At 65.8% G+C, this 20,265-nt stretch carries 25 protein-coding genes and 1 pseudogene; 15 read left to right on the top strand and 11 right to left on the bottom strand.

The annotated features are described in order from the left end of the window. Window positions 1-1,132 precede the first annotated feature (1,132 nt). Together AD72_RS33430 and AD72_RS33435 are read left to right on the top strand one after the other, a co-directional pair. Window positions 1,133-1,597, top strand: a complete 465-nt coding sequence (locus AD72_RS33430; protein WP_031470652.1) for a DUF1731 domain-containing protein — start codon at window positions 1,133-1,135, stop codon at window positions 1,595-1,597. Between the two features lie 99 nt (window positions 1,598-1,696). Further along, window positions 1,697-2,458, top strand: coding sequence for a maleate cis-trans isomerase family protein (locus AD72_RS33435; protein WP_051899302.1), 762 nt, complete (start codon window positions 1,697-1,699; stop codon window positions 2,456-2,458). A gap of 133 nt (window positions 2,459-2,591) precedes the next feature. Here AD72_RS33435 and AD72_RS38135 read toward each other — a convergent pair whose 3' ends face one another. From AD72_RS38135 to AD72_RS36955, 3 genes are all read right to left on the bottom strand, one after another. Continuing rightward, complete coding sequence (locus AD72_RS38135; RefSeq protein ID WP_343123753.1) at window positions 2,592-2,732, bottom strand: response regulator transcription factor; 141 nt, start codon at window positions 2,730-2,732, stop codon at window positions 2,592-2,594. A gap of 328 nt (window positions 2,733-3,060) precedes the next feature. Continuing rightward, complete coding sequence (locus AD72_RS33445) at window positions 3,061-3,561, bottom strand: hypothetical protein (protein WP_031470655.1); 501 nt, start codon at window positions 3,559-3,561, stop codon at window positions 3,061-3,063. A gap of 306 nt (window positions 3,562-3,867) precedes the next feature. Next, window positions 3,868-4,038, bottom strand: a complete 171-nt coding sequence (locus tag AD72_RS36955) for an NAD-dependent epimerase/dehydratase family protein (protein ID WP_156365499.1) — start codon at window positions 4,036-4,038, stop codon at window positions 3,868-3,870. 151 nt (window positions 4,039-4,189) lie between these two features. Between AD72_RS36955 and AD72_RS33450 the strand changes: the two genes are divergently transcribed. From AD72_RS33450 to AD72_RS33470, 6 genes are all read left to right on the top strand, one after another. After that, window positions 4,190-4,720, top strand: a complete 531-nt coding sequence (locus tag AD72_RS33450) for a hypothetical protein (RefSeq protein ID WP_156365500.1) — start codon at window positions 4,190-4,192, stop codon at window positions 4,718-4,720. A gap of 689 nt (window positions 4,721-5,409) precedes the next feature. Next, complete coding sequence (locus AD72_RS33455) at window positions 5,410-5,697, top strand: DUF3040 domain-containing protein (protein WP_031470657.1); 288 nt, start codon at window positions 5,410-5,412, stop codon at window positions 5,695-5,697. Between the two features lie 24 nt (window positions 5,698-5,721). After that, window positions 5,722-6,267, top strand: a complete 546-nt coding sequence (locus tag AD72_RS33460) for a hypothetical protein (protein WP_051899304.1) — start codon at window positions 5,722-5,724, stop codon at window positions 6,265-6,267. Between the two features lie 332 nt (window positions 6,268-6,599). Further along, window positions 6,600-6,722 (top strand): hypothetical protein, encoded by a 123-nt coding sequence (locus AD72_RS37985; protein WP_255357213.1) that lies wholly within the window; start codon window positions 6,600-6,602, stop codon window positions 6,720-6,722. A gap of 6 nt (window positions 6,723-6,728) precedes the next feature. After that, window positions 6,729-6,932, top strand: coding sequence for a hypothetical protein (locus AD72_RS33465; protein WP_031470659.1), 204 nt, complete (start codon window positions 6,729-6,731; stop codon window positions 6,930-6,932). 40 nt (window positions 6,933-6,972) lie between these two features. Continuing rightward, complete coding sequence (locus AD72_RS33470; protein ID WP_197285161.1) at window positions 6,973-7,233, top strand: PASTA domain-containing protein; 261 nt, start codon at window positions 6,973-6,975, stop codon at window positions 7,231-7,233. 1,174 nt (window positions 7,234-8,407) lie between these two features. Here AD72_RS33470 and AD72_RS36965 read toward each other — a convergent pair. Together AD72_RS36965 and AD72_RS38345 are read right to left on the bottom strand one after the other, a co-directional pair. Beyond that, the gene (locus AD72_RS36965; RefSeq protein ID WP_156365502.1) at window positions 8,408-8,569 is read right to left on the bottom strand and encodes a hypothetical protein; all 162 of its coding nucleotides are present in this window, start codon (window positions 8,567-8,569) and stop codon (window positions 8,408-8,410) included. 647 nt (window positions 8,570-9,216) lie between these two features. Continuing rightward, a complete protein-coding gene (locus tag AD72_RS38345; RefSeq protein WP_197285162.1) occupies window positions 9,217-9,381 on the bottom strand; it encodes a hypothetical protein in 165 nt (54 codons plus the stop codon). A 137-nt stretch (window positions 9,382-9,518) separates the two neighbouring features. Here AD72_RS38345 and AD72_RS33475 point away from each other — a divergent pair, with 137 nt between their 5' ends. After that, entirely contained in the window at window positions 9,519-10,148 is a 630-nt protein-coding gene (locus AD72_RS33475) for a phosphoribosyltransferase (protein WP_231645130.1), read from the top strand. 12 nt (window positions 10,149-10,160) lie between these two features. Next, window positions 10,161-10,613 (top strand): annotated as a pseudogene (locus tag AD72_RS38305) (methyltransferase domain-containing protein); the annotation flags it as partial. A 189-nt stretch (window positions 10,614-10,802) separates the two neighbouring features. Here the strand turns inward: AD72_RS38305 and AD72_RS33480 are convergent. After that, window positions 10,803-11,654 carry an SDR family oxidoreductase gene (locus AD72_RS33480; protein WP_031470662.1) on the bottom strand — a complete coding sequence of 284 codons (852 nt, stop codon included), beginning with the start codon at window positions 11,652-11,654 and terminating at the stop codon, window positions 10,803-10,805. 132 nt (window positions 11,655-11,786) lie between these two features. On the opposite strand from AD72_RS33480, the gene AD72_RS33485 reads away from it, so the two are divergent. The 4 genes from AD72_RS33485 to AD72_RS33500 all read left to right on the top strand — a co-directional run bounded on the left by AD72_RS33485 (window position 11,787) and on the right by AD72_RS33500 (window position 13,526). Continuing rightward, a complete protein-coding gene (locus AD72_RS33485) occupies window positions 11,787-12,050 on the top strand; it encodes a hypothetical protein (protein WP_037348267.1) in 264 nt (87 codons plus the stop codon). After that, window positions 12,047-12,526: a hypothetical protein gene (locus AD72_RS33490; protein WP_031470663.1), complete on the top strand. Its 480-nt coding sequence runs from the start codon at window positions 12,047-12,049 to the stop codon at window positions 12,524-12,526. Before AD72_RS33485 ends, AD72_RS33490 begins: the two co-directional genes overlap by 4 nt. 295 nt (window positions 12,527-12,821) lie before the next feature. Beyond that, a complete protein-coding gene (locus AD72_RS36975; protein ID WP_156365503.1) occupies window positions 12,822-13,094 on the top strand; it encodes a hypothetical protein in 273 nt (90 codons plus the stop codon). Between the two features lie 15 nt (window positions 13,095-13,109). Continuing rightward, entirely contained in the window at window positions 13,110-13,526 is a 417-nt protein-coding gene (locus tag AD72_RS33500) for a phage holin family protein (protein WP_031470665.1), read from the top strand. Window positions 13,527-13,529: 3 nt separating this feature from the next. Here AD72_RS33500 and AD72_RS33505 read toward each other — a convergent pair whose 3' ends face one another. The 3 genes from AD72_RS33505 to AD72_RS33515 all read right to left on the bottom strand — a co-directional run bounded on the left by AD72_RS33505 (window position 13,530) and on the right by AD72_RS33515 (window position 16,954). Beyond that, window positions 13,530-14,102 (bottom strand): hemerythrin domain-containing protein, encoded by a 573-nt coding sequence (locus AD72_RS33505; RefSeq protein WP_031470666.1) that lies wholly within the window; start codon window positions 14,100-14,102, stop codon window positions 13,530-13,532. A 331-nt stretch (window positions 14,103-14,433) separates the two neighbouring features. After that, window positions 14,434-16,050 (bottom strand): cytochrome bc1 complex cytochrome b subunit, encoded by a 1,617-nt coding sequence (gene qcrB / locus AD72_RS33510; protein ID WP_304437811.1) that lies wholly within the window; start codon window positions 16,048-16,050, stop codon window positions 14,434-14,436. A gap of 562 nt (window positions 16,051-16,612) precedes the next feature. After that, window positions 16,613-16,954 carry a hypothetical protein gene (locus tag AD72_RS33515; protein WP_156365504.1) on the bottom strand — a complete coding sequence of 114 codons (342 nt, stop codon included), beginning with the start codon at window positions 16,952-16,954 and terminating at the stop codon, window positions 16,613-16,615. A gap of 298 nt (window positions 16,955-17,252) precedes the next feature. On the opposite strand from AD72_RS33515, the gene AD72_RS33520 reads away from it, so the two are divergent. Beyond that, on the top strand, window positions 17,253-18,479 hold the full coding sequence (locus AD72_RS33520) for a zinc-dependent alcohol dehydrogenase (protein WP_051899306.1): 1,227 nt from the start codon (window positions 17,253-17,255) through the stop codon (window positions 18,477-18,479). A gap of 509 nt (window positions 18,480-18,988) precedes the next feature. Here the strand turns inward: AD72_RS33520 and AD72_RS33525 are convergent. After that, on the bottom strand, window positions 18,989-19,651 hold the full coding sequence (locus AD72_RS33525) for a UdgX family uracil-DNA binding protein (protein WP_031470670.1): 663 nt from the start codon (window positions 19,649-19,651) through the stop codon (window positions 18,989-18,991). A gap of 14 nt (window positions 19,652-19,665) precedes the next feature. Beyond that, the gene (locus AD72_RS33530) at window positions 19,666-20,064 is read right to left on the bottom strand and encodes an SsgA family sporulation/cell division regulator (RefSeq protein ID WP_051899307.1); all 399 of its coding nucleotides are present in this window, start codon (window positions 20,062-20,064) and stop codon (window positions 19,666-19,668) included. Window positions 20,065-20,265: the final 201 nt, after the last annotated feature.

Consider the following 20,265-nt stretch of genomic DNA (forward strand, 5'->3'; position numbering starts at 1 on the left):
GATCTTGCACTACCGAGCCACGCGACGCCGTTCGCCGTAACACCCGGCCAATCGATGCTCGTTCCGTGCAGTTACCGGACCCGCGAACCCGCAAAATCCGGCCTCACAGCTCCCGACCACAACCGCACGCAACCGCGCCCAACGGCACCGCCACCACACCACTCCCCGCCCCCGGCACCCTGGCCCCGAAACGCCCATGCGCGCACGTCACAGCCGATCCCAGAGAAACCCGTGCACCCCGCCAGAATCACCCGACTGGAGCACCCAATTCTGCTCCAGGATCGTGACCCCATTTGACCCCCTCATGATCAACTGCTCCACATTTGCTCCAGTTGAACATTGAACAGTTCACAAGGGACAGTCCGTCACCTGTGACAAAACACGAAAAAACCGCAGGCCATACGGCCTGCAGTGGATGACGAAACGGAGTGGAGCTGACGGGGTTCGAACCCGTGACCCCCACGCTGCCAGACAAGGTTAGACAGGTCCATGACCAGCGCAAACGGAGAACCCGCTGGAAAAACACTACCGTTGCGCGCACTCCAACACAGTCCACCCCCTCCAGCACCCCGATCACGCAGCTCGACAGCGACACGATCGCGCCCGGCCCCACGGAGGCCGCCGCCTTCGTGCGCAGCGCAAGCCGTGCTTTACGGCGGGAACACAGCAGACCGCCGAACCGGATCCGTCGCGCCAACGGTGCCGATGCCCTGCTCACCGAACTCCACGGCTACCTTCCCGCCGAACAGTTCCCCCGCATCACGCCACTTCCCGGGCTGCTCGGTGTCGTGAACGCCCATGGGAGGTCGCCCGCGGGCATAGCGGATCCCACACTCCGTCACTGCCATTGCTACCGGGCCAGTATCCCACCGGACCATCCCTTCGCCATGGCAGCCGCCTCTCTGCATCACGTGGCTGATCCCGGGCACGTCCTGGCCGGCGCGTTCGAGACACTGCGACCAGGAGGTCTGCTGGCTGTCACCGAGGTGGACTTCTTTCCCCGGTTCCTGCCCGAGGATATCGGCGTAGGACGCCCGGGCCTGGAAGCCCGCCTCCATGCCGCGCCGAACCCGGGCCCGCCGAGCTGGTCGCCGACTGGGAAGCCGCCACGAACCCCGCCACCGAAGCCGGAGTGCGCACCGTGCAGGTGCGCACCGGCATCGTGCAGACCCCGCGCGGCGGCACACTCGGCCTGCTGTACCCACTGTTCGCCGCGGGCCTCGACGGACCTCTCGGCAGCGGCGAACAGTGGCTTTCCTGGATCGGCATCGACGACCTGCTCGACATCTACCGGCACGCCGTGCTCGACGACACCCTGAGCGGGCCCGTCAACGCGGTCGCGCCAAACCCGGTACGCAACACCGACTACACCAGCACGCTGGCGCACACGCCGCACCGCCCGGCCCTGCTGCCCATCCCCGCACTCGGGCCGCGGCTACTGCTCGGCAAGCAAGGCGCAGACGAGCTCGCCCTCGCCAACCAGCGCGTCGAACCCGCCATACTGGCCCGCGCCGGTCACCAGTTCCGCCAGCCACACCTGGAAACCGCCCTCGGCCACCTACTCGGCCGGACCACAATGGAACCCCACGATAAATAACCACGAAGCCTGACGCGTCCGAGAACGAAACTCGCGAGGCAAGTTCCGCACCCAGGCCCCAGGCGACAACCGAACCACGAAACCACATGAGGAGATTGGGTGAGTATCGAAATCCGCAGCACCAGCACGCCCGAGGTGATCCTGCGACCGAACCCGCCGGGGATCGGGATCGTCGCGCCCCACGACTTCGCGCTCGACGCGGAACTCTGGCGCTGGACCCCGCCCGGGGTATCGCTCTACCTGACCCGGATGCCCGCTACCTCCCCCGAAGGCAGCCGCCTGGAACGGCTGCGGCGATACGTCAACCACGACGCGATCAAATCCGCCTGCCACTCGCTGGCCACCCCGAAACCCCGCGTCGTGGCCTACACCTGCACCTCGTGCACGTTCATCCACGGACTCGCCGGCGACCAAGCCGTGCGAACCGCCATGTCCGAAACCGGCTACCAGCACACCATCACCACCAGCTCCGCCATGCTCGCCGCCCTGCGAGCGTTCGATGCCACCCGTGTCGCGATCGCCACCCCCTACGACGCCGTGGTAACCGAACGACTCCAGGATTTCCTCACCGAAGCGGGCATCACCACCGTCGCCAGCGCCTACCTCGACATCCCCGGCGAAACCTGGCGCGTGCCCGCCGAGTCAACTCGCGGCCTCGTCCACGGTATCGACACCAGCGACGCCGAAGCCCTTTTCCTCAGCTGCACCAACCTCCCCACCTACGACGTCATCCCCGACCTGGAAAACGAACTCGGCGTCCCCGTCCTATCCGCCAACCTCGTCACCATGTGGGCCACCCTCAACGCACTCGGCCACCCACCGAACAACCCACGCGAACAACTCTGGAACCACACACCCTAAGAGTCCGCTTCACGGCTACCCCGCCCGCTGGGAACGTGTCAGTCGAGCCAACAATCCGCTCCTCGTCGAAGCCACCGCGATCACCCTGGCTCAATCGGGGTCTGTAACGGTGGGTCTGTCGCAGACCCACTGCTTACACGAGGCCGTGGTTGTAAGCATAGATCACCAGGTGTACGCGAGTGCGCAGGCCGATTTTCGCCAGAACCCGGGCGACATGCGTTTTAACGGTGCCTTCACCGACCGAGAGAGTGCGCGCGACCTCGGCATTGCTCATCCCCTGCGCTATGTGAAGGAGTACGTCGCGTTCACGTGGGGTGAGCCGGTCCAGTTCGTGGGTTGGGGGTCGTGGTGAGTGTGGCGAAACGGCTGATCAGCCTCTTGGTGACCTGTGGATCGACAAGACCATGGCCTGCGTGCAAGGCTCGGAGTGTTTCAGTGCGGCAAAAGGCGGTCTGGTGTGCATGCGCCCCTCACCGTAGCTCTCGTCCGCGGAATCGTGCGCTCGGTCCAGGTTTCGCTGAGCCTTTCCCGGTGACCGCCGCAGGGCACTCGCCAGCACTTCCTGTCCTGGCATGCCCCGCCTCCTTCTCAGGCGTTCTCGGTCATGCGCTGGCGATCTGCCCGACGGTGACGTCGGCTCCACGGACCGGCGCATGGGGCCACGGCACCTTGACGTATCGGTCACTCGCCGTCGAGGGCAGGGCAAAGCTCACCGCCCCGACCGGATTGCGCTGCCCCTGCTGCGGTTCGAAGATCAGTGACTCTCCGGGATTGCCTTGGTCCACGACGACCGGCTCGGGATTCATACCGGGTTCCGCCGATGCGGAGATCCCAGGGGCGGTCTGTCCAGCAGGTGCGTAGAAGACCGCATCGTCCGGCGCACCGTAGAGTCGGCAACTCGTCGACGCGCTCGTCGCCTCATAGCGAACGACGAAGGCTCGCCGCTCCTTGCCGACGGGCAGATCAGAGCCGATGTGGACCTGCAGGTCCCCCGCTGTGCACGGCCTGTCCTGCGCACCGAATTCCGCTGCTGCACCGGGAACCGCCGATATACCGGTCATTCCGGCGAGCATCGCTACGGTGCTGACCAGGCCGCCGACCACTCGTCGCCGACTTCGCCTCTCGCTCATCGGCCGTACCTCCCGTTCCGGCTGATCGGTATTGACTCGATCTAGAATCCGTGTCCCGCCGGTATTCCCACCCAGCCAGTGCCCTACACACAGCACTCGCTTACGCGCGCAACCTAAGGACTCACCTGTTCGGCGGAACGGTGCACCGAACCAGCCACCGGTATCGTGACCGTGGTCGCTGTTGACGGGATGCATAGTCGCGCGGCGAAGGCGGAGAGGCGAGATGGAACACCGCATCGAACGGCTCGCCGGTATTCCGCTATTCGTACAGATCGGACTCTACGAGCCGCAGCCCGGCTCCTCGCAGGTGCCGGTGTTCTCGACACTGCCGCTGCTCAGGTCGTCGACACACAGCACATGGCAGCCGCGGCGCACCAATTTCTCGCATAGATGCGAGGCGAGAAAGCCCGCTCCGCCGGTCACCACGGCATACTCGATCGCGTTCTCCATATCAGGATTGGTACCCGCGCTCCCGGGTACCAGGCCTCACGGGCACATGATTTATGTTTCGCCGCGCTGCACACGGAAATCCCCACACCGTGACCGACCATCGACGGCGTGCGACCTCGGTGGCACAGCGAACGGGAAAGGAGTCCATACGATGACTGCAGGCGCCACGCCCCGGCATACGGCACTTCCCGGAGCCGGCCTCTCGCGCGTCGCGGGATCGGGCAGCGGTGCGGTGCTCATCCTGCTCGGGCTCTGGGGCGCTCTGGTCCCCTTCATCGGACCATACTTCGATTTCGCCTACTCACCCGACAGCGTCTGGACCTTCACGTGGAACCGGCTGATTCTCGAGATCCTTCCCGGGGCTGCCGTGTTCCTCGGCGGTGCGCTACTGGCCAGTCCCCGGCCCGCCCCGGCGAAGCTGACGGGCGCCTGGCTGGCCGTGCTCGGTGGGATCTGGTTCCTGATCGGGCCCTCATTCAGCCGATTCTGGACACCCAGGCCGGACACCGGGACGGTGCCCACCGCGAACGGTCAATTGATGCGCGGTGTCCAGGAAATCGCCTTCTTCTACGGTGTCGGCGCGGTCAGCCTGCTCCTTGCCGCGGTGGCGCTCGGACAGCTGGTGTTCGCTCTCACCGCGGAGACCGGCCACTCGGCCGCGGACGGCAGCGGACAACACTGATCCCGGCGTGCTTCGCCGAGCTGGACGGGCACCGTGCGTTGCATCGCGTTGCGGACAGGCAAGGACAGCGGACACCGGCCCCTGTGAGGAACGGCCGGTGCCTGCGTAATACCCAGCGCTTGGCGAAGGAACGTCACGACGAGCAGCTACACCGCACATCCGCCGGCCATCGCGAACCGAGTGCCGTCCGCGGGCAACGCGTTGGCCATTTCTGGCGAGCGTGGCCAGCAATCAATCGGTCGGCACGGCCATTCCTGGCCGAACACTGTGATCCCCCTGCGTCGGCACGACATCACCAGCCTTCCTCGCACTTCGCTCGGCTTACCCGGACCCGGACGGCGTCACACACACCAGGGGCTGCAGGCGATCCAGTGTTTCCGCGCCGGTCCCGCCGTTTGCCACAGCCAAGGAATGGAGGAGGATCATTACTCACCTGACGGGCACCGCTCTCCTGGTGCAGGCCGATCAACGAATACCGGCTCCGGTCTGCGCGGGCTGCGGACGGTGGCGAACTCGGGCCGATCGTGCTCTGCCGGGGCTGTTCGCCGCAGACGGCACCGCCGCCGCGAGTATCCCGGCGTTCGTTTATTCCACGTCTGACCGGGTAGTCCCGGTTCAGCGCAGCACGCGCCGATCCACTCGGAAGCCCTTGTGCGATGGGCAGCCACGCGATGGAGGCCGCAGGAGTCATGAGCGAACTGTCCGGCTATGAACGCAAGCAGCTCGACGGTATCGAGCAGCAACTGGCCGAGCAGCTGACACCGCTGCAGTGGTCACGATTCACCAGGTTCCGGTCCGCACGCCTGCTGCCAAGCGAGCGGTTGTCGTTCTGGTGCTGCGTCCTATTCGGTGTCGCGGGGCCCGTCGCGGGCGTACTCGTCACCACCATGGCCGGGCCCCGCGCCGGACTGGCCACAGCGATCGGCATCGCGCTGCTGTTCACGGTGCTGATGCTGGCCGGAGCCGACTGGGACTGAACCGCCGCAGCTGGAGGAGAGCCGATGGGCCATGTGCCCGACCACGACAAACCGACGGCGCTGCCGACCATGATCCGTGCCGGGCCCGAGTCTGCCTCCCTGATCCTGGTACTCGACCCTGCGGGCGAAGCCAGCCATGGCGAACTGCCCGCGACCTGGCGGCCGACGGTCCGGCACACCAGGGTGGTCTGGTATCGGCTTGCCCGCCGGGGAATACACCAGCTCCTCCAGGACACCGAACTGGAGCAGCTGCTCGGCGGGGCCGACCGGGTGCATCTGGCCGCCGCGGGCGCCGCCACCGAACCGGCCCTGGCCTTCGCCGCGACGCACACCGCGATCGTGCGCTCCCTGCTGCTGGTGGATCCGCGGATCTCGGCGCCACCAGCGGAACCGGATGAGGATTTCATCCGCCGGTGGGCGGCGTTGCTCAAGGCAAGCGGGATACGGGTGCGGGTGAGCCATCCGCACCACGTCCGGCCCGCCACCGAGGTGGCTCCCCTGGGACTGCCGGAGGTGGTCGCCCAGGCCCTGGAGGTCTCCGGCCGGGCCACCGAGGACGCACGCGTATGACGGCCGATCGGCCCCGGTCCCGTCCGGCACCGCGTGGGATGGCGCTGGCGATCCTGCGCGCCGTGCCCGCTCCGGACTTCACCTGCCTGCACACTTTTCTCGGGCCGGCCGTGTGCCCTCCGGCCCGGATATCGCGGTCGTCGCCCTGGAACTCGCCGAAGCGACCGGCTGGCTGCTGCGGGGAATGGCCCCCGAGGCCCGCCCGAGCAGATCGGTGCGGCCCTGCTTGGCCCTGCCGATATCGACCGATTATGCCCCACCAGGAGGATCCCGGTGCGTGTCATCCTCGCCGGTCTGTTCGGCTGCCGCGAGGATGTAGGGATCTGCTCGCGGTGGCACGTAATCGCGAGGAGATCGACCGGTTCCGGATGACCGCGCTACTCGCCGATGTCGCGGTGCGCGCCCAGCAGCGCTATCGCAGCCAGACCGCGAAGACACCGCCCTGGCTCTGCTGACCCGCCATGAGTGCATCGCCGCACGAACCCGGATCGCCTCCACCGGCCCGCGGGCTGCTCTGGATCCGGCTATGGACTGGGCTCGCCGCGAATCTCGGCTCGTTGGCGGTCACCGTACTCGCCGGTCCGGTGGTCGGAGCCCTGATCACCGTCCTCGCTGTCGGGCTGTTCCTCGCTCTGCTGGTGCCGTCGAGCCCAACGGATGACTGAACGACTTTCGCGAACCGGGGCACATCGCTACCGTCGAATGATGACCGACGCGACTGTGCACGTACCCGATGTGATCGGCATCGGCGCGGTCGAAGCGTGTGGCGCGATCCGGTCCGCCGGCCTCTCGCCGACCGGACCACAGCGGGAACCCGAACCGATCGAGGGCACCATCGTCGGTCAGGAACCCGGACCTGACGCCGTGGTCCGCATCGGCGCCTCGGTCGTGCTCTGGTCGGATTCGGGCCGTGCCGGGCCGACCCCGCTGGTCTCCGAACCGTCCACCACCGCCGCGCCCGCCTGAACGCTCCGCAGTGCACGCCGGCCGCGGAGCGTAGAAGAGAACATTCCCGAACCACCTCGGCCTCGCCGAGGCTGCCAGATACCGGGTCCCGGACGGCGACCGCGGACGGCTCGTTTCGGCTCGATCGGCGTGCGAATGCGCGGTCGTCAGCGGGAACGCTGCCGATTCGCCCTCGCTCACCAGGTGGCCGAGAACGAGGGCTCCCGGAGCACGATCTGTTCGCCGCCCGTCTTTCCCTCAGGCAGCTCGCGATCCCGCGTCGACCGCGTCTTCCTGGTGTTGTGCGGGGACACCGGGATTGGACATCACGCCGCCCCACTCGCCCGCGCCGTGCTGCTCATCGAGCCCGCTCCACCCCGGCTGGGATCCCCCACCGAAGTCCCGGCGCCAGCTCATAGCATTGGTCGGGGATGTGGGCGATCCGCACGATGCCGCACACGATCAGGGCTACTCGTGCTCACCGAGGACCGGGCGGCACGGGGCCGTTGACGGCCTGCTGGAGAGTCACAGCGACGGGCGTATTCCTGCGGGCCCGGTTCGGCTGGAGGCGGCATCGGCGGGTCAGGCGGCGGACTCGGCCGGGGCTCCGGGACAGGATCCGGCGGCTGTGGCGGTGTCGGGTACGGATCAGGCGGGCGCGGCATCGGATCGGGCTCCGGCGGATGTGGCATCGGATTCGGCTCCGGCGGCTGCGGGCGCACCGGGCCGGGCGGCACGGGATGCACCATCGGAATGCGGCTCCTTCGTTCACTCTGGGCGGTATCCGGACTCTCGATCGAGCGAATGCCCAGCACTCTCCCGAACGAAACATCAGACGCCGCCTGCTCGCCGGTCTCGGCCGGGTCCGGGTGTTCGTTTCGTCCCGCCACGGACGGGTGGTCCTTCCTAAGCCGAACGGAAAGCGGAAGAAGGATCTATGACCACGCGCCGAAAACCGGCCATGCCACCGGAACCGCGGGCAAGGACTACCACACATCTGGTTCGTGGACAGCCACCTGAGTAACGTGTTGCGCTTGGAGAACTACATCCAGGAGGCGGACCGGGTTCGACGACCGTGAGCTCGCCGAATTCTTCCGGCGTGCACGACAGGAGCCCAGAAGGGCGCGGAGCACGGCAAGAAACTGCTCGCCAGGCGGATTACCGGATGAGACCCGCGCACCCATTCAATCCTCGTTCAGTACGGCTCCTCGTCGAGATCGACCTCTCTGTGCTGCTCGGTGAAATCGCCGGCGTCGGCCTCGAGCGGCGCGCTCCCGGGCAGCACGACCGACTCAGGTTCCTCTTCCACAGCTCGGTCGTCCTCGTTCTCGGGCGGTGGGTCCACGGAACTGATCACCTGTCCTCCTCGCACAGTTGGATTCTGCTGCTCACCGAACGAGGTACCCCTGCGCGACGCCGGGAAAACCCACCAGTCGAGGTTAGCGTTTCCCGACAGAACTGGTGGACTGGCGTAGCATGTGTAAGACCGAGACCACAGCAAGTTCCCTGCTGCGGCTCCAATACGAACTGCGGACAGGCCTGGCAATAGTGGCAGTCGGCTGATGGGTGACTTGCGGTGCCGTGGAGCAGTGGCGAGCAACGCCAGCTGGGTGAGATCCCCGATAGCGGCCGTTAGTCTTCCCGACCGCGCGGTGATATCGCAGACATCTCATACTCAACGGTCGGATGCAGCTCCTCGTGGCGAGGTGCCGAGGGGCCAGCGGGCCACGGTGATCTGCTGACATGCTGGCCAGGGCTCAGGTGTCTTGGTCGCGTTGTTTGCGCAGCCGCATGATGAGGGTTCGGTTGGAAGGACAGCGCGTTCAGCCGGGGAATGCCACATCGGGGCACCGAACTGCAGGGAGAACACAGTTCGCGAAGCCGAACAGCGTCGACGTGGCGTACAACAACAGCATGATCGTGCCGTGCATAATGAACAGCAGCTGGCTGTTGTACTGTGCGCGCGAAGGAACTGCGGCCCCGGACGGGCCAGCTCGGTGCGCATCAGCAGGCCATGATGCCGCCGGTCACGAAGCAATCGAACGCCGTTGCCAGGTTTTGCTTGCCGATCTTCTTCGGATCGGTGGTGTACAGGAGCCGGGTCAGCGCCTTGGTTTTCGAACCCCGCTCCGGTGCCATCCGAAGCGGGCTCGATGCCAGCTGGGACATCGGTTCTCCACCCGAGCTCGGATCTCGGATTTGTTTCCGTACCCCGGATCTGCCTCTGCCAAACCGCGCTCGACGGGATCGGTGCACGGAACTAGCCTGTCGGCACGTGGCGAGTCCGACGAGACCGAGGAGGAATCGTGTTCCGGGACCGCGACCAGGCGGGAACCAAGCTCGGCGAGGCATTGCGGACGCGTGATTGGTGGCGTCCACTGGTGCTCGGCATCGCGCGCGGCGGTGTTCCCGTCGGCGCTGCCCTCGCCAGGACGATCGGTGCGGAACTCGATGTCGTCGTCGCGCGCAAGGTAGGTGCCCCTGGCCAACCGGAATTCGGCGTCGCCGCGGTGACCGCTCACGGTCCGGTCGTCGAATCGGAGGCGTTCCCCGAGGTCACCTGGCGCCCGGGAGAGTTCGACCGAGCGTGCGCACAGGAGCGGAACACCGCGCTCCGGCGCGAGCATCGTTATCATGGGGCGGACGAGACAACCGACCGCACCGGCCGTGATGTTCTGCTCGTCGACGACGGTCTTGCCACCGGCATCACGGCGACAGCGGCGCTGCGCGCCGAACGGAACCGCGGTCCCCGCAGGCTGGTCCTCGCGGTCCCAGTCGCTTCCGTAACGGCAGCACGCTGCCTGCGCCCGGAAACCGACGAAGTGTTCTGTCTCGCCCGTCCCACGGACTTCTCCGCCGTCGGACAGTACTACGAACGCTTCGATCAGGTCGCCGACGCCGAGGTTACCGCGTTGCTGCGAGATACCGGGAACTGAGCCGGGCGCGCCATGGGCTCCGCCGTCCGGTTCCCCTTCGTGAAGACCCGAGAAGTGCTCGCCCTCTGGTCGGCCCAGTTGCGCACTCCCCGCGCCATCGGGGCACTCGCACCCACACCCGCACAGTGCGCTCGCCGACTGGCCGCCACCGTGCCTGCCGAGGGTGCACCCGTGATCGTGGACCTCGGTGCGGGGACCGGACCGGTCACCGCGGCGCTGGCGGAGCGATTCGCTGGACGCGCCCGGATCCTCGCCGTCGAGGCCGACCCCCGGCTGGCCGCACGGCTGCGCGAGCGGCTGCCCGCGATCGAGATGGCTCGCCGGGACGCCGGAGAACTCCCGCAGCTGCTGCGCGATGGTGAACTCTCCGCGGTGCGGGCGGTGGTGAACACCCTGCCCTGGTCACTGTTCTCCGCTCGCCGCCAACGCGAACTACGCGCGATGATCACCTCGGTACTCGCTCCGGACGGCGTGTTCACCACCCTGCTGACCGTTTCTGGACTCTGTCGCGGCTCGGGGGCGAGACCAGGGCCGCGTTCGGCGCACACCGGCTACGGCTCGTCTGGCGCCGGATCACCCCGGGATTCGTACTCGTGGCCAGCTGTCCGCGGTGCTGACCGAGGAAGGCGGTGGCTTCCGAAGGACCGCTTCCGCTCAGCCGGCCGCAATCTCCCCGCCGAGTGCGGAAAGCACTTCCCCTGTGTAGTACGAGGACAGCTTGTTCGCCGCGAGGAAGACGTACGACGGCGCGATCTCGTCCGGATCCGCTGCCCTGCCGAGTGGTACCCGTTCACCGAACCCCTCGACTTTGTCCTTTGGGAAGGTCGAGGGGATCAGCGGTGTCCACACCGGGCCCGGAGCGACCGCGTTCACCCGGATTCCCCGTGGTGCCAGTGCTTGCGCGAGCGAATAGGTCAGCGCGATCACCGCGCCCTTGGTCGCGGAGTAGTCGATCAGTGTGGCGTTCCCGCGCAGTCCGTTCACCGAAGCGGTGTTGATGATCGAGCACCCACTGGAGAGCAGGGGCAGCGCCGCCCTGATGGTTCGGAAGTAGCTGTGAATGTTGATGTCGAAGGTGCGCTGCCACTGTCGTTCGTCGAGTTCTTCTGGTTGCTCGACGGGCATCTGCGTCGCGACGTTGTTCACCACGACGTCGATGCCGCCGAGTTCGGCGGCGGCGCGGGACACGACTCGTGCACAGTGCGCCGCCTCGGCCATGTCCCCGTCGAACTGCACACACGCCCTGCCTTGATCGCGTACCTCTGCGGCGGTCACCTCGGCATCCGCGTGCTCCACGAGATAGGTGAACGCGACATCCGCCCCCTCCTTGGCGAAGGCGACGGCAACCGAACGCCCGATCCCGGAGTCACCACCGGTGATCAGCGCCCTGCGGCCGGAGAGCAGGCCGGCACCGGAGTAGTTACGCATTAGGTCCCGGGGTTCTGGCTCCATCTCCCCCGTCTGCCCTGGCGGGTCCTGTTGCTGGGCGTGGATCCGCTTGCCCATCCCCTCGCTCCTTCCGCACGGTTCATTCCGGGTCACATCCGTACCCGCGGAATCCGTGCGCAAACCCCGGTTTCACTAACCGGGCGACGGGTATCCGAGCACCGAAGGCGAAGCCGATGCGAAGGGGATCCAGTGAGCACGCCAGGGAAATCCAGCGACCCGCGCACCACGGAGACCGAGCAGTTCCGTAAGGAGGTCAGCGGCGGGCTCGCCGCGGACGAGGAACAGGTCCCCGAAGGCGCGGCCGGACACGGATCCGGAAAGCTACCCGGTCCGGTCCCGGGGCGGCCCCGGCGGGACGGCGGCTTTCTCCGGCGGTTGTTCGACCGACGCCGGGAGCACCGGCACACGGACTCCCGCTCCGGCGGACGCGAGGCGGGCAGGGGCGAGGAATGACGCGACACCGGGCCGATAGCCTGGCCGCAGCCATCGGGGGCGGCCTGCTTTCCGGGTTGGCCGGGACCGCCGCGATGACGGTGTCCAGCACGATCGAGATGCGCCTCAGCGGTCGGGAACCCAGCCGCACACCGGGCACGGCGGCCGGGACACTGCTCCATGTGCGACCGCAGGACGCGAAGGGTGAGCAGCGCTTCGGCGGGCTCGCCCATTGGGCCTACGGGACGTTGTGGGGCCTCGCCCGGCCCGTCGTGCACGCATTCGGTTTGCGCGGTTGGCAGGGCGCGCTGTGCCACGGTACCGCGGTGCTCACCGCCGAACAGGCGCTGCTTCCCGCACTAGGGGCGGGTTCTCCGACACCGTGCTACGGCCTTCGTCCCCTCGGAATCGATACGCTGCACCACGCCGTGTACGCCGCGGTCGCCGTCCTCGCCCATGAGCGGCTCTTCGGCTCTCGTGCTCCGCGACGGCGTTAACGACGGATGACCGAGTGACTGGCGCACCGGTCCGCTTCCGCGCGGTTGGCCCGGGCGGGTCCTCGGTGGCAGTTCCGATGTCTCCTTTGCTGACCGACCGAAATCCATAGGGTGCGTACCCGTTGATGCCGCTCGTGTAACCGCAACCGGCAGTTCCGCCAGACCAGCCCATCTGCGGGGCACAAGCGCGCAGAGTGCATCGGAGCCGAGCCGGTCCCAGCGCCACACCACGGTTTGCGCGTCGCCGCTGCGGGTACAAGACACCAACGGTCAAACGAAACTGGGAGCACGTGCGATGGCAGCATCATCAAATCATCCCGGGAAAATGCCGCACCATTCTGAAGCGCTCGAGCTCGAGGTCGTACAGAGCCGCGAAGCCCTTGCCGACACCGTTGCCGCGCTGCGCGAGAGGGGTACGGCGACGAACCTGAAACACAGCACACGCCGCGAACTCCGACACCGACTGCACGGTATCGTCTCGGCCGCTCGTGAGCAACGGGCGTTTGTCACCGCCGTCGTGGTTGTAGTGCTGCTGGCCTTCTTCGTCAAACGCAAACGACATCGCTGAACCAGGAGACAGATTATGCCGGAATCGGGCGGTAGTGGCCAGTCCATCGGCGAGCTCGGCAAACAGTTGCGCGACGAGCTCACCGTGTTGGTGCGGGACGAGCTCGCGCTCGCCAAACGGGAGCTGGCCGGTAAGGCACGTCGCGGCATCATCGGAGGGATACTGTGTGGTGCTGGTGGTGCGCTCGGTTTCTACGGTGGCGGTGGGGTGATCGCCGGGATAACCGTGCTGTTCGAGAGCATCGGCGATTATTGGCAGGCACCCCTGTTCATCGGCGTCGTGCTGCTCGGCATGGGTGGCGCTTTGGGGCTCGTGGGTATACAGGTATTGCGCGGTATTGGTTCACCGTTGCCGGAGCGGACGGTGGACCGGGTGCAGCGCGATATCGAGACCGTAACTGGCAGGACGCGGCCTGGTCCTGGTCGAGGATAAGATTCAGCGGCCCGCTGTGTGCTCTCGGCGTCCGTTCAGGGCATCCCGTGCCCGGTCCAGCGCTGCGACACAGGCGCCGAGACTGCGCCACAGCAGCGGCTGCGGCGGGATGTTCGGGTGCGGGCGGGTTGGTGCGGTCGTCTTAGCAGCCTGCATTTTCGCACCGACGGCTTGCAAAGTGGACTCGTCGACGAACTTCCGGACCCGTGGCCAGACGGTGTCTTGCTCGTAGTCCACGTGGGCGCGTAGGTCGCGCAGCAGCTGATCGACCAGTTGTGCGTAGTCCGCCTGCCCGGGTTTGGTGGTACGCACCTCATCGAGCAGTCGTTTTGTCGAGTATTCGTGTTCGATGGCGGTTTCGGCGATTCTTTTCCCGTCTGGCAGTGCGGTGCGCACCAGTGGCCAGAAGTACTTTTCCTGGATCGCTTGGTGTGCCGAACTCATGATGATGATGGTGTTGAGCAAGTTCGTTCGGCGGTGCAGCCGCAACTGTTTTTCGGTCGAGGAGTGTTCGACCTCGTCGAGCAGCTTCATCAGTCGCTGATGGTCCTCGGCGAGCAGGTCGAGTGCGTTCACCGGGCTCCGTTCCTCGTAGTGTCATCGGTCCACGGGATGTATTCCCACCTTCGCGGGCGGGTATGCGCGAATTCACGAGTCTGACCGAGCATGCCCTTCACTCGGTTGTAGATGTGGAGGAAAGGGGCTGGCCACCGGATACCACCGCAGCGTCGGTGTTTCCAGGGCGAAACAGTGGCTATCGCTGCTGTGACAGGCGGGATGGTAGGCGTACCTAGAGGGCGCTCTCGGACATGCATAGGGCAAACCCGGCTCTGTTTCCTCGGTCACGCTCACGTCGATAGGATCGCTGGCGGTCTTGTTGTTCGCTCCGTGTTTCCGGTAATTGGCCCTATCGCTGCTTACTCGACGGACCAGGATCATCCGGCTGTCGGACCTGTTCGCTTTCGAAAGGATCTCGTTCGCCGCGTGCCCTGGCCAAGGCGGTTGTCTCTTCGGGCGGGTCAGCGCGCAGCAGCGATCCGGGGACGGCTCTGCCCGCCGCACCGAGTTCGTTGAGTCGTTTGGGTACGGGCGCGCCTTGATAGTCCAGTCGAATGGGTTCGCCGTGCTCGTCAAAACCGGCCAGTGGCTGGTGGACTTCGGTGAAGTTCCCGTCTCGATCGCGCCGAACGATCCCGGTCTCGATGCCATGCTCGAGCACGGCACGGTCACCGCGCTGGAGTCCGACGCAGAGGCGGTAAGCGCTGAAGTAGGCAATCGGTGGAAGAACGAGAAGCCCGATCCGCGCTGCCCAAGTCAGTGCGTTGAGCGAGATGTCGAGCTGGTAGGCGATGACGTCGTTGCCGCCGCCGATAGTGGTGACGGCGAAGTAGGTGACCCCCATGGCGCCGAGTGCGGTTCGGACCGGTGCATCGCGGGGGCGTTGCAGGAGATTGTGGCGTGCCTTGTCGCCGGTCGCGGTTCGTTCGATGAATGGGTAGGCGAACAGGATCGCCAAGGTCAACCCCATCGCCACGAGTGGGAAGAATGCCGCTGGGATGGTGTAGTTCCCGAGGTAGAGCTCCCAGTCGGGCCAAATGCGGAGCAGACCTTCTGTCCATCCCATATACCAGTCCGGCTGGGCGCCGGAAGACACCTGGCCTGGCTGGTACGGTCCGTAGTTCCAGATGGCGTTGATCTGGAATACGCCTCCCATCATGGCCAGTACCGCGGTGACGATGAGGAACCAGGCGCCCGCGGTGGCGGCGAACCGTGGAACGATCCGTTCGCCGGCCACATTGCGTTCGGTTTTACGGACGCCCGGGAACTGGGTGTGTTTCTGGTACCAGACAAGAGCCAGGTGTACGGCTATGAGCCCGAGAATGATTCCGGGGACTATGAGGATGTGAGCGGTGTAGAAGCGCGGGATGATCTGGTTGCCAGGGAATTCCGCGCCGAACACCAGCCAGTGCAGCCAGGTTCCGATCAACGGGACAGACAGGATTCCACCGGAAAGCGCGGCGCGGATGCCTGTCCCGGACAGCAAGTCGTCCGGTAGTGAGTATCCCATGAATCCTTCGATCCCACCCAGTACGAGCAGCGAAACGCCGATGATCCAGTTGGTCTCGCGCGGTTTGCGGAACGCCCCGGTAAAGAAGATACGCAGCATGTGTACCGCCATCGCGGCCACGAACAGCAGTGCCGCCCAGTGGTGTATCTGGCGAATGAGCAGTCCACCACGGACGTCCACGGATATGTCGAGCGTGGACGCAAACGCACGGGACATCTCGACCTGCCGTAGCGGGGTGTAGCTGCCTGAGTACGGGATCTCGGTCATAGACGGGTCATAGAAGAAGGTCAGGTAGATACCGGAGAACAGCAGGACGATGAAGGTATAGAGCGCTATCTCCCCGAAGAGGAACGAGAAGTGAGTCGGGAATACCTTGTTGATTTGCCTGCGCATGCCGGAGGCGACTCGAAAGCGCAGGTCGATTTCATCGGCCCGGCGGCGCGCGAACTGTTCCACGCCAGTCTCTGGCTTCGTCGGTCCCGGGTTTCGTGCCGTCACGCCTCAGGGATACCCAACATGGCATGGTCAAACCCGCGACGAGCGGTCTGGGCGATCAAAGAAAGCAAGGCAGCGGTCGCGGACTGATCCGAGGTCGGCCCGGGCCAAAGGGCCGAGAGCGCATTCGGCTTCGCCAGTGCCGGATTCGCGCGACCACGGCTGGGCAGGATTCACCCTGACGGTTAACGCCGGTAGTGTACGGCATTCTGGTGCCCGCTCGTTTCCCGGTCGTCGAAAGCTGCGGCTGTACTTACGCGACATCGGTTCGCGGATTCGGCCGGTACGTCAGTGTCAGGTTTCAATCATGCCCGTCTTGACGGCCGCCGTAGAGCAAGCTAGCCGTCAGCACACCTGCGCTGACTAAAGCTGCCACCGCGCCGGGGACCGTCCCGGCGAGGATGGCGATCGCGGCTGTACCGAGATGAGCGAGAGCGCCGAAAACAAGCCGGATGGCCAGTAGCGTCCGGTCGCCCGATTCGGGCCGCCCGGAAGAATTGTCCACCTGACTCGGTCGCATGGGTCATCCCAGGACATTGTCGCGCGAATTGTGACGCCGAGTTCCCCCGCTGATTGCTCGCCGGTCTGCCAGCGTGGCAACGAGCCCCAAGTATGCCAGGTGAGCGACCAACCGGGCACCATCGATGTCGCTACGGTTGGCCGCAATCCAGGCTAAGAGCCGGACCTGCTCGCGATTGTCCCGACAGCCGGTGAGGATCAGACGGACGGCCATGGTCTGTGTCGGTTCCAGCAGCTCGGCATCCTGACTGTCGACGATCGTCTGAGCGATCATCTCCATGGGCGCATCACCCGAGACCCGGCGAAGGACCCACACCGCGTAGATGGTCAATTCGGCCAATTCCACCACGAACCCTGGCGAGGCAACATCAGTCCACGATCGGGCGGTCTCACGGAGCGTGGCCAAATTAGAGCCTGGTTCTGCTTGGAGCAGCGCAGCACCCATCTCAGAGACGGGTTCGGCTGGATAATCCGTGCGGGCGCGGAATCGGACGCGTTTCACCGGATTGAGCTCCTCTGGTGTTGTTGCCGCGGTTTCTTGATCAGGTCGGTTATCCCGAGGGTAGACCGCACGATACGGCGACAAACTCCGGTTTGTTCCCGGCCGGTAATGGGAACACGGGAATAGACGAAGGGAGCATTCGATGAAGGCTGTCACGTGGCAGGGCAAGCGCGACGTCCGCGTCGACACGGTTCCCGACCCGAAGCTACTCAAGGCGAACGACGCGATCGTACGCGTGACCTCGAGTGGTATCTGCGGTTCGGATCTGCATCTGTACGAGGTGATGGGGCCATTCATGACCCCCGGTGATGTGCTCGGGCACGAACCGATGGGTGTCGTCGAGGAGGTGGGCAGCACGGTGCGCCACATCAAACCCGGCGACCGAGTTGTCATACCGTTCAACATTTCCTGCGGCGAGTGCACCATGTGCGCACGCGGATTGCAGTCCCAGTGTGAGACCACACAGGTCAAGCGCTATGGCAAGGGCGCGAGCTTGTTCGGCTACACGAAACTCTACGGCCAAGTACCCGGCGGGCAGGCCGAGTACGTGCGTGTGCCGCAAGCCCAATACGGTCCAATCCCGGTGCCGCACGACGGTCCAGACGATAGGTACGTGTACCTCTCGGATGTGTTGCCGACCGCCTGGCAAGCAGTCCAATACGCCGATGTTCCCCCGGACGGAAGCGTCGCTGTGTTCGGCCTCGGTCCAATCGGGCAGTTCAGCGCACGCGTGGCTCGTCATCTCGGTGCGAGCACTGTCATCGGTATCGACAGGGTTCCCGAACGGCTCGCGCGCGCCCGCCAGTACGGGGCCACACCACTCGACCTTCGCGAACACGGTAAACGTATCGGCGACGCGATCCGCGATCTGACCGACGGCTACGGGGCGGACTCGGTGATCGACGCGGTCGGTATGGAAGCACACGGCGCACCGGTAGCGGGACTCGCGCAACAGCTCACCGGATGGCTACCGACTGCGCTGTCCCAGCCGATGATGAAATACGCCTCGATCGACAGACTCAGCGCGCTCTACGCCGCGATCGACGCAGTGCGCCGCGGGGGCTGTATCTCGTGCAGCGGCGTGTACGGTGGTCAGCTCGACCCGATCCCGATGATGGACCTGTTCGACAAACAGGTCACCGTGCGCATGGGACAGGCCAACGTTCGTCGCTGGGTCGACGACATCATGCCGCTGTTACGACAGACCTCTGACCCGCTCGGCGTCGAAGACTTCAGTACGCACCGGCTACCGCTCGACGACGCGCCGAAAGCCTACGAAATGTTCCAGCACAAGACCGACCACGCTATGAAGATCCTGCTCCAACCAGGCACCCGAGCGGGGCATGAGCCGATAGCGGAGGCAATGTGACGGGCCGAGCCTTGGATCGAACCACCGCGCCGGGCCCGTCCACAGTGGTGAACAGGCTCTACGCGCTCGCCCAACCCACGGTGGCGACCACGATCACGTAGCCCGTCGAAGGTTTCGAGCCGTCTATCGCGCCCACCGTGTGTCACGGTTTGTGGCGGTCTTCGCTCTTCGGTACCCCGTTACCGGCTGCACGCGCCTAGTCCTCCTGCGGTCTGCTGCCCTCGAATCGCCGACTCACGCGAACGGTTCGCGCGCTGCCAGCGCATGGCGATCGGGGCCTCGGTGCTGTTCTGGACCGCGACTCCGCCGCCGGTATCTCCGCGCGCTGCCGCGGGATTCGGCCGGGGCAATGTCGCGCTGCGGTCTGCCGAAGCCGCCCGGTTCCTCACAGTTGCCGGGACAGAACACCAGACCGAGTGCGGTGGCGCCTCGGCTGGGAAAGGCGAGCCGCGCCGCACGCCATCGCCCGCTTGGACCACCGAATCTGTCCACCCGACTCGATCCGGTGCTCATTGAAGACGCCTGGGCCTGCTGGGTGTCGATTCCAGGTTCGCAGCGGTGCGCAAGTCGGCGACGAAACCCCGGTATCGCCTGGTGCGTTCGGCCCCCTCCCCGATCCGCACGATCGCCGAGGGATGCACCGTCGCCAACACAGTGTCGACCCCGGCGAGGCCATGATAGGCCGCATCGAAGGGCACCCCCGCATCGATTGTCACCCGGAAGTCCCTGCCGAGCAACGACTTCGCGGCGGTCGCTCCCAGCGCAAGCAGCACGCGTGGTCGAACTGCGGCCAGTTCCGCGCTCAGCCACGGCCGGCAGGCGGTGAGCTCAGCACGGTTGGGCCGTTCGTGGATGCGGCGCTTGCCGCGCTCCGACCGTGTGTACTTGAAATGTTTCACCATATTGGTGACATACGTGCCGCCGCGGTCGATGCCCGCTTCCCCGAGCGCCCGATCCAGCAGTTTCCCGGCAGGGCCCACGAACGGCTCCCCTGCCTTATCCTCGGCGTCGCCGGGTTGTTCGCCGACGAGCATCAGCCAGGCCGCCGAATCACCAGATCCGAACACCGTCTGGTTGGCCCGGCGGTACAGCGGGCATCCACGGCACTCACGTGCCGCCGAACGCAGCGCTTCGAGGCCACCCGTCTCCGGAAGGTGAGATTCAGCTCCCATGGCTTTGCCCTCAATCAATGAATCGGGCGTGGCCAACGGTAGCGATCGAATTCCTCATCTACGATGGCCTGCGCGCGTTCGGCGTCGGCGAGCGCGTAGGTCTGCTCGACGAAGGAGGTCAGCTCTCGCGTATCAGCGAGGAATCTCGCCTCGCCTTCCGGGGAGGCCATGCCCAGCACCACCATCATCTCGTCGGCCAGCGGCTGGATGCTGACGTCGCCCTCGCCGGAGGGCTCGCACAGTCCGGCAGCAAGCAGTTCTCTGTCGAACCGCCAGGCGACCCTGCCGCCCGCCGCGCGGAATTCGAGGTGTATCGCCCAGGGGTCCCTTTCATAATAGGCCAAATCGACCACGATCGGCAGCGAGGTTCCATCCGGAAACGACATCCCGAACAGCGCGGTACCGGTGATCATTCGATCTTCTTGCATGTCTTTCCCTGTCCGGTGGACCCGGCACGGCGGCGGGTTCACCTGGTCATCGAGGTTGGGCCCTGATCTCGAGGTGCTACCCCAGCAAGGTTCAAGCAAACGCGAGCAAGACCTTCTCTCAGGACGCGCCGGTCTCGGCATAGCGGGGACCATTCCGCCACTTAGTTGTTGCGGGACATGACGTTG

Origin of the sequence: Sciscionella sediminilitoris (genome assembly GCF_000737195.2) — a bacterium.
In the GTDB taxonomy this organism is placed as follows: domain Bacteria; phylum Actinomycetota; class Actinomycetes; order Mycobacteriales; family Pseudonocardiaceae; genus Sciscionella; species Sciscionella sediminilitoris.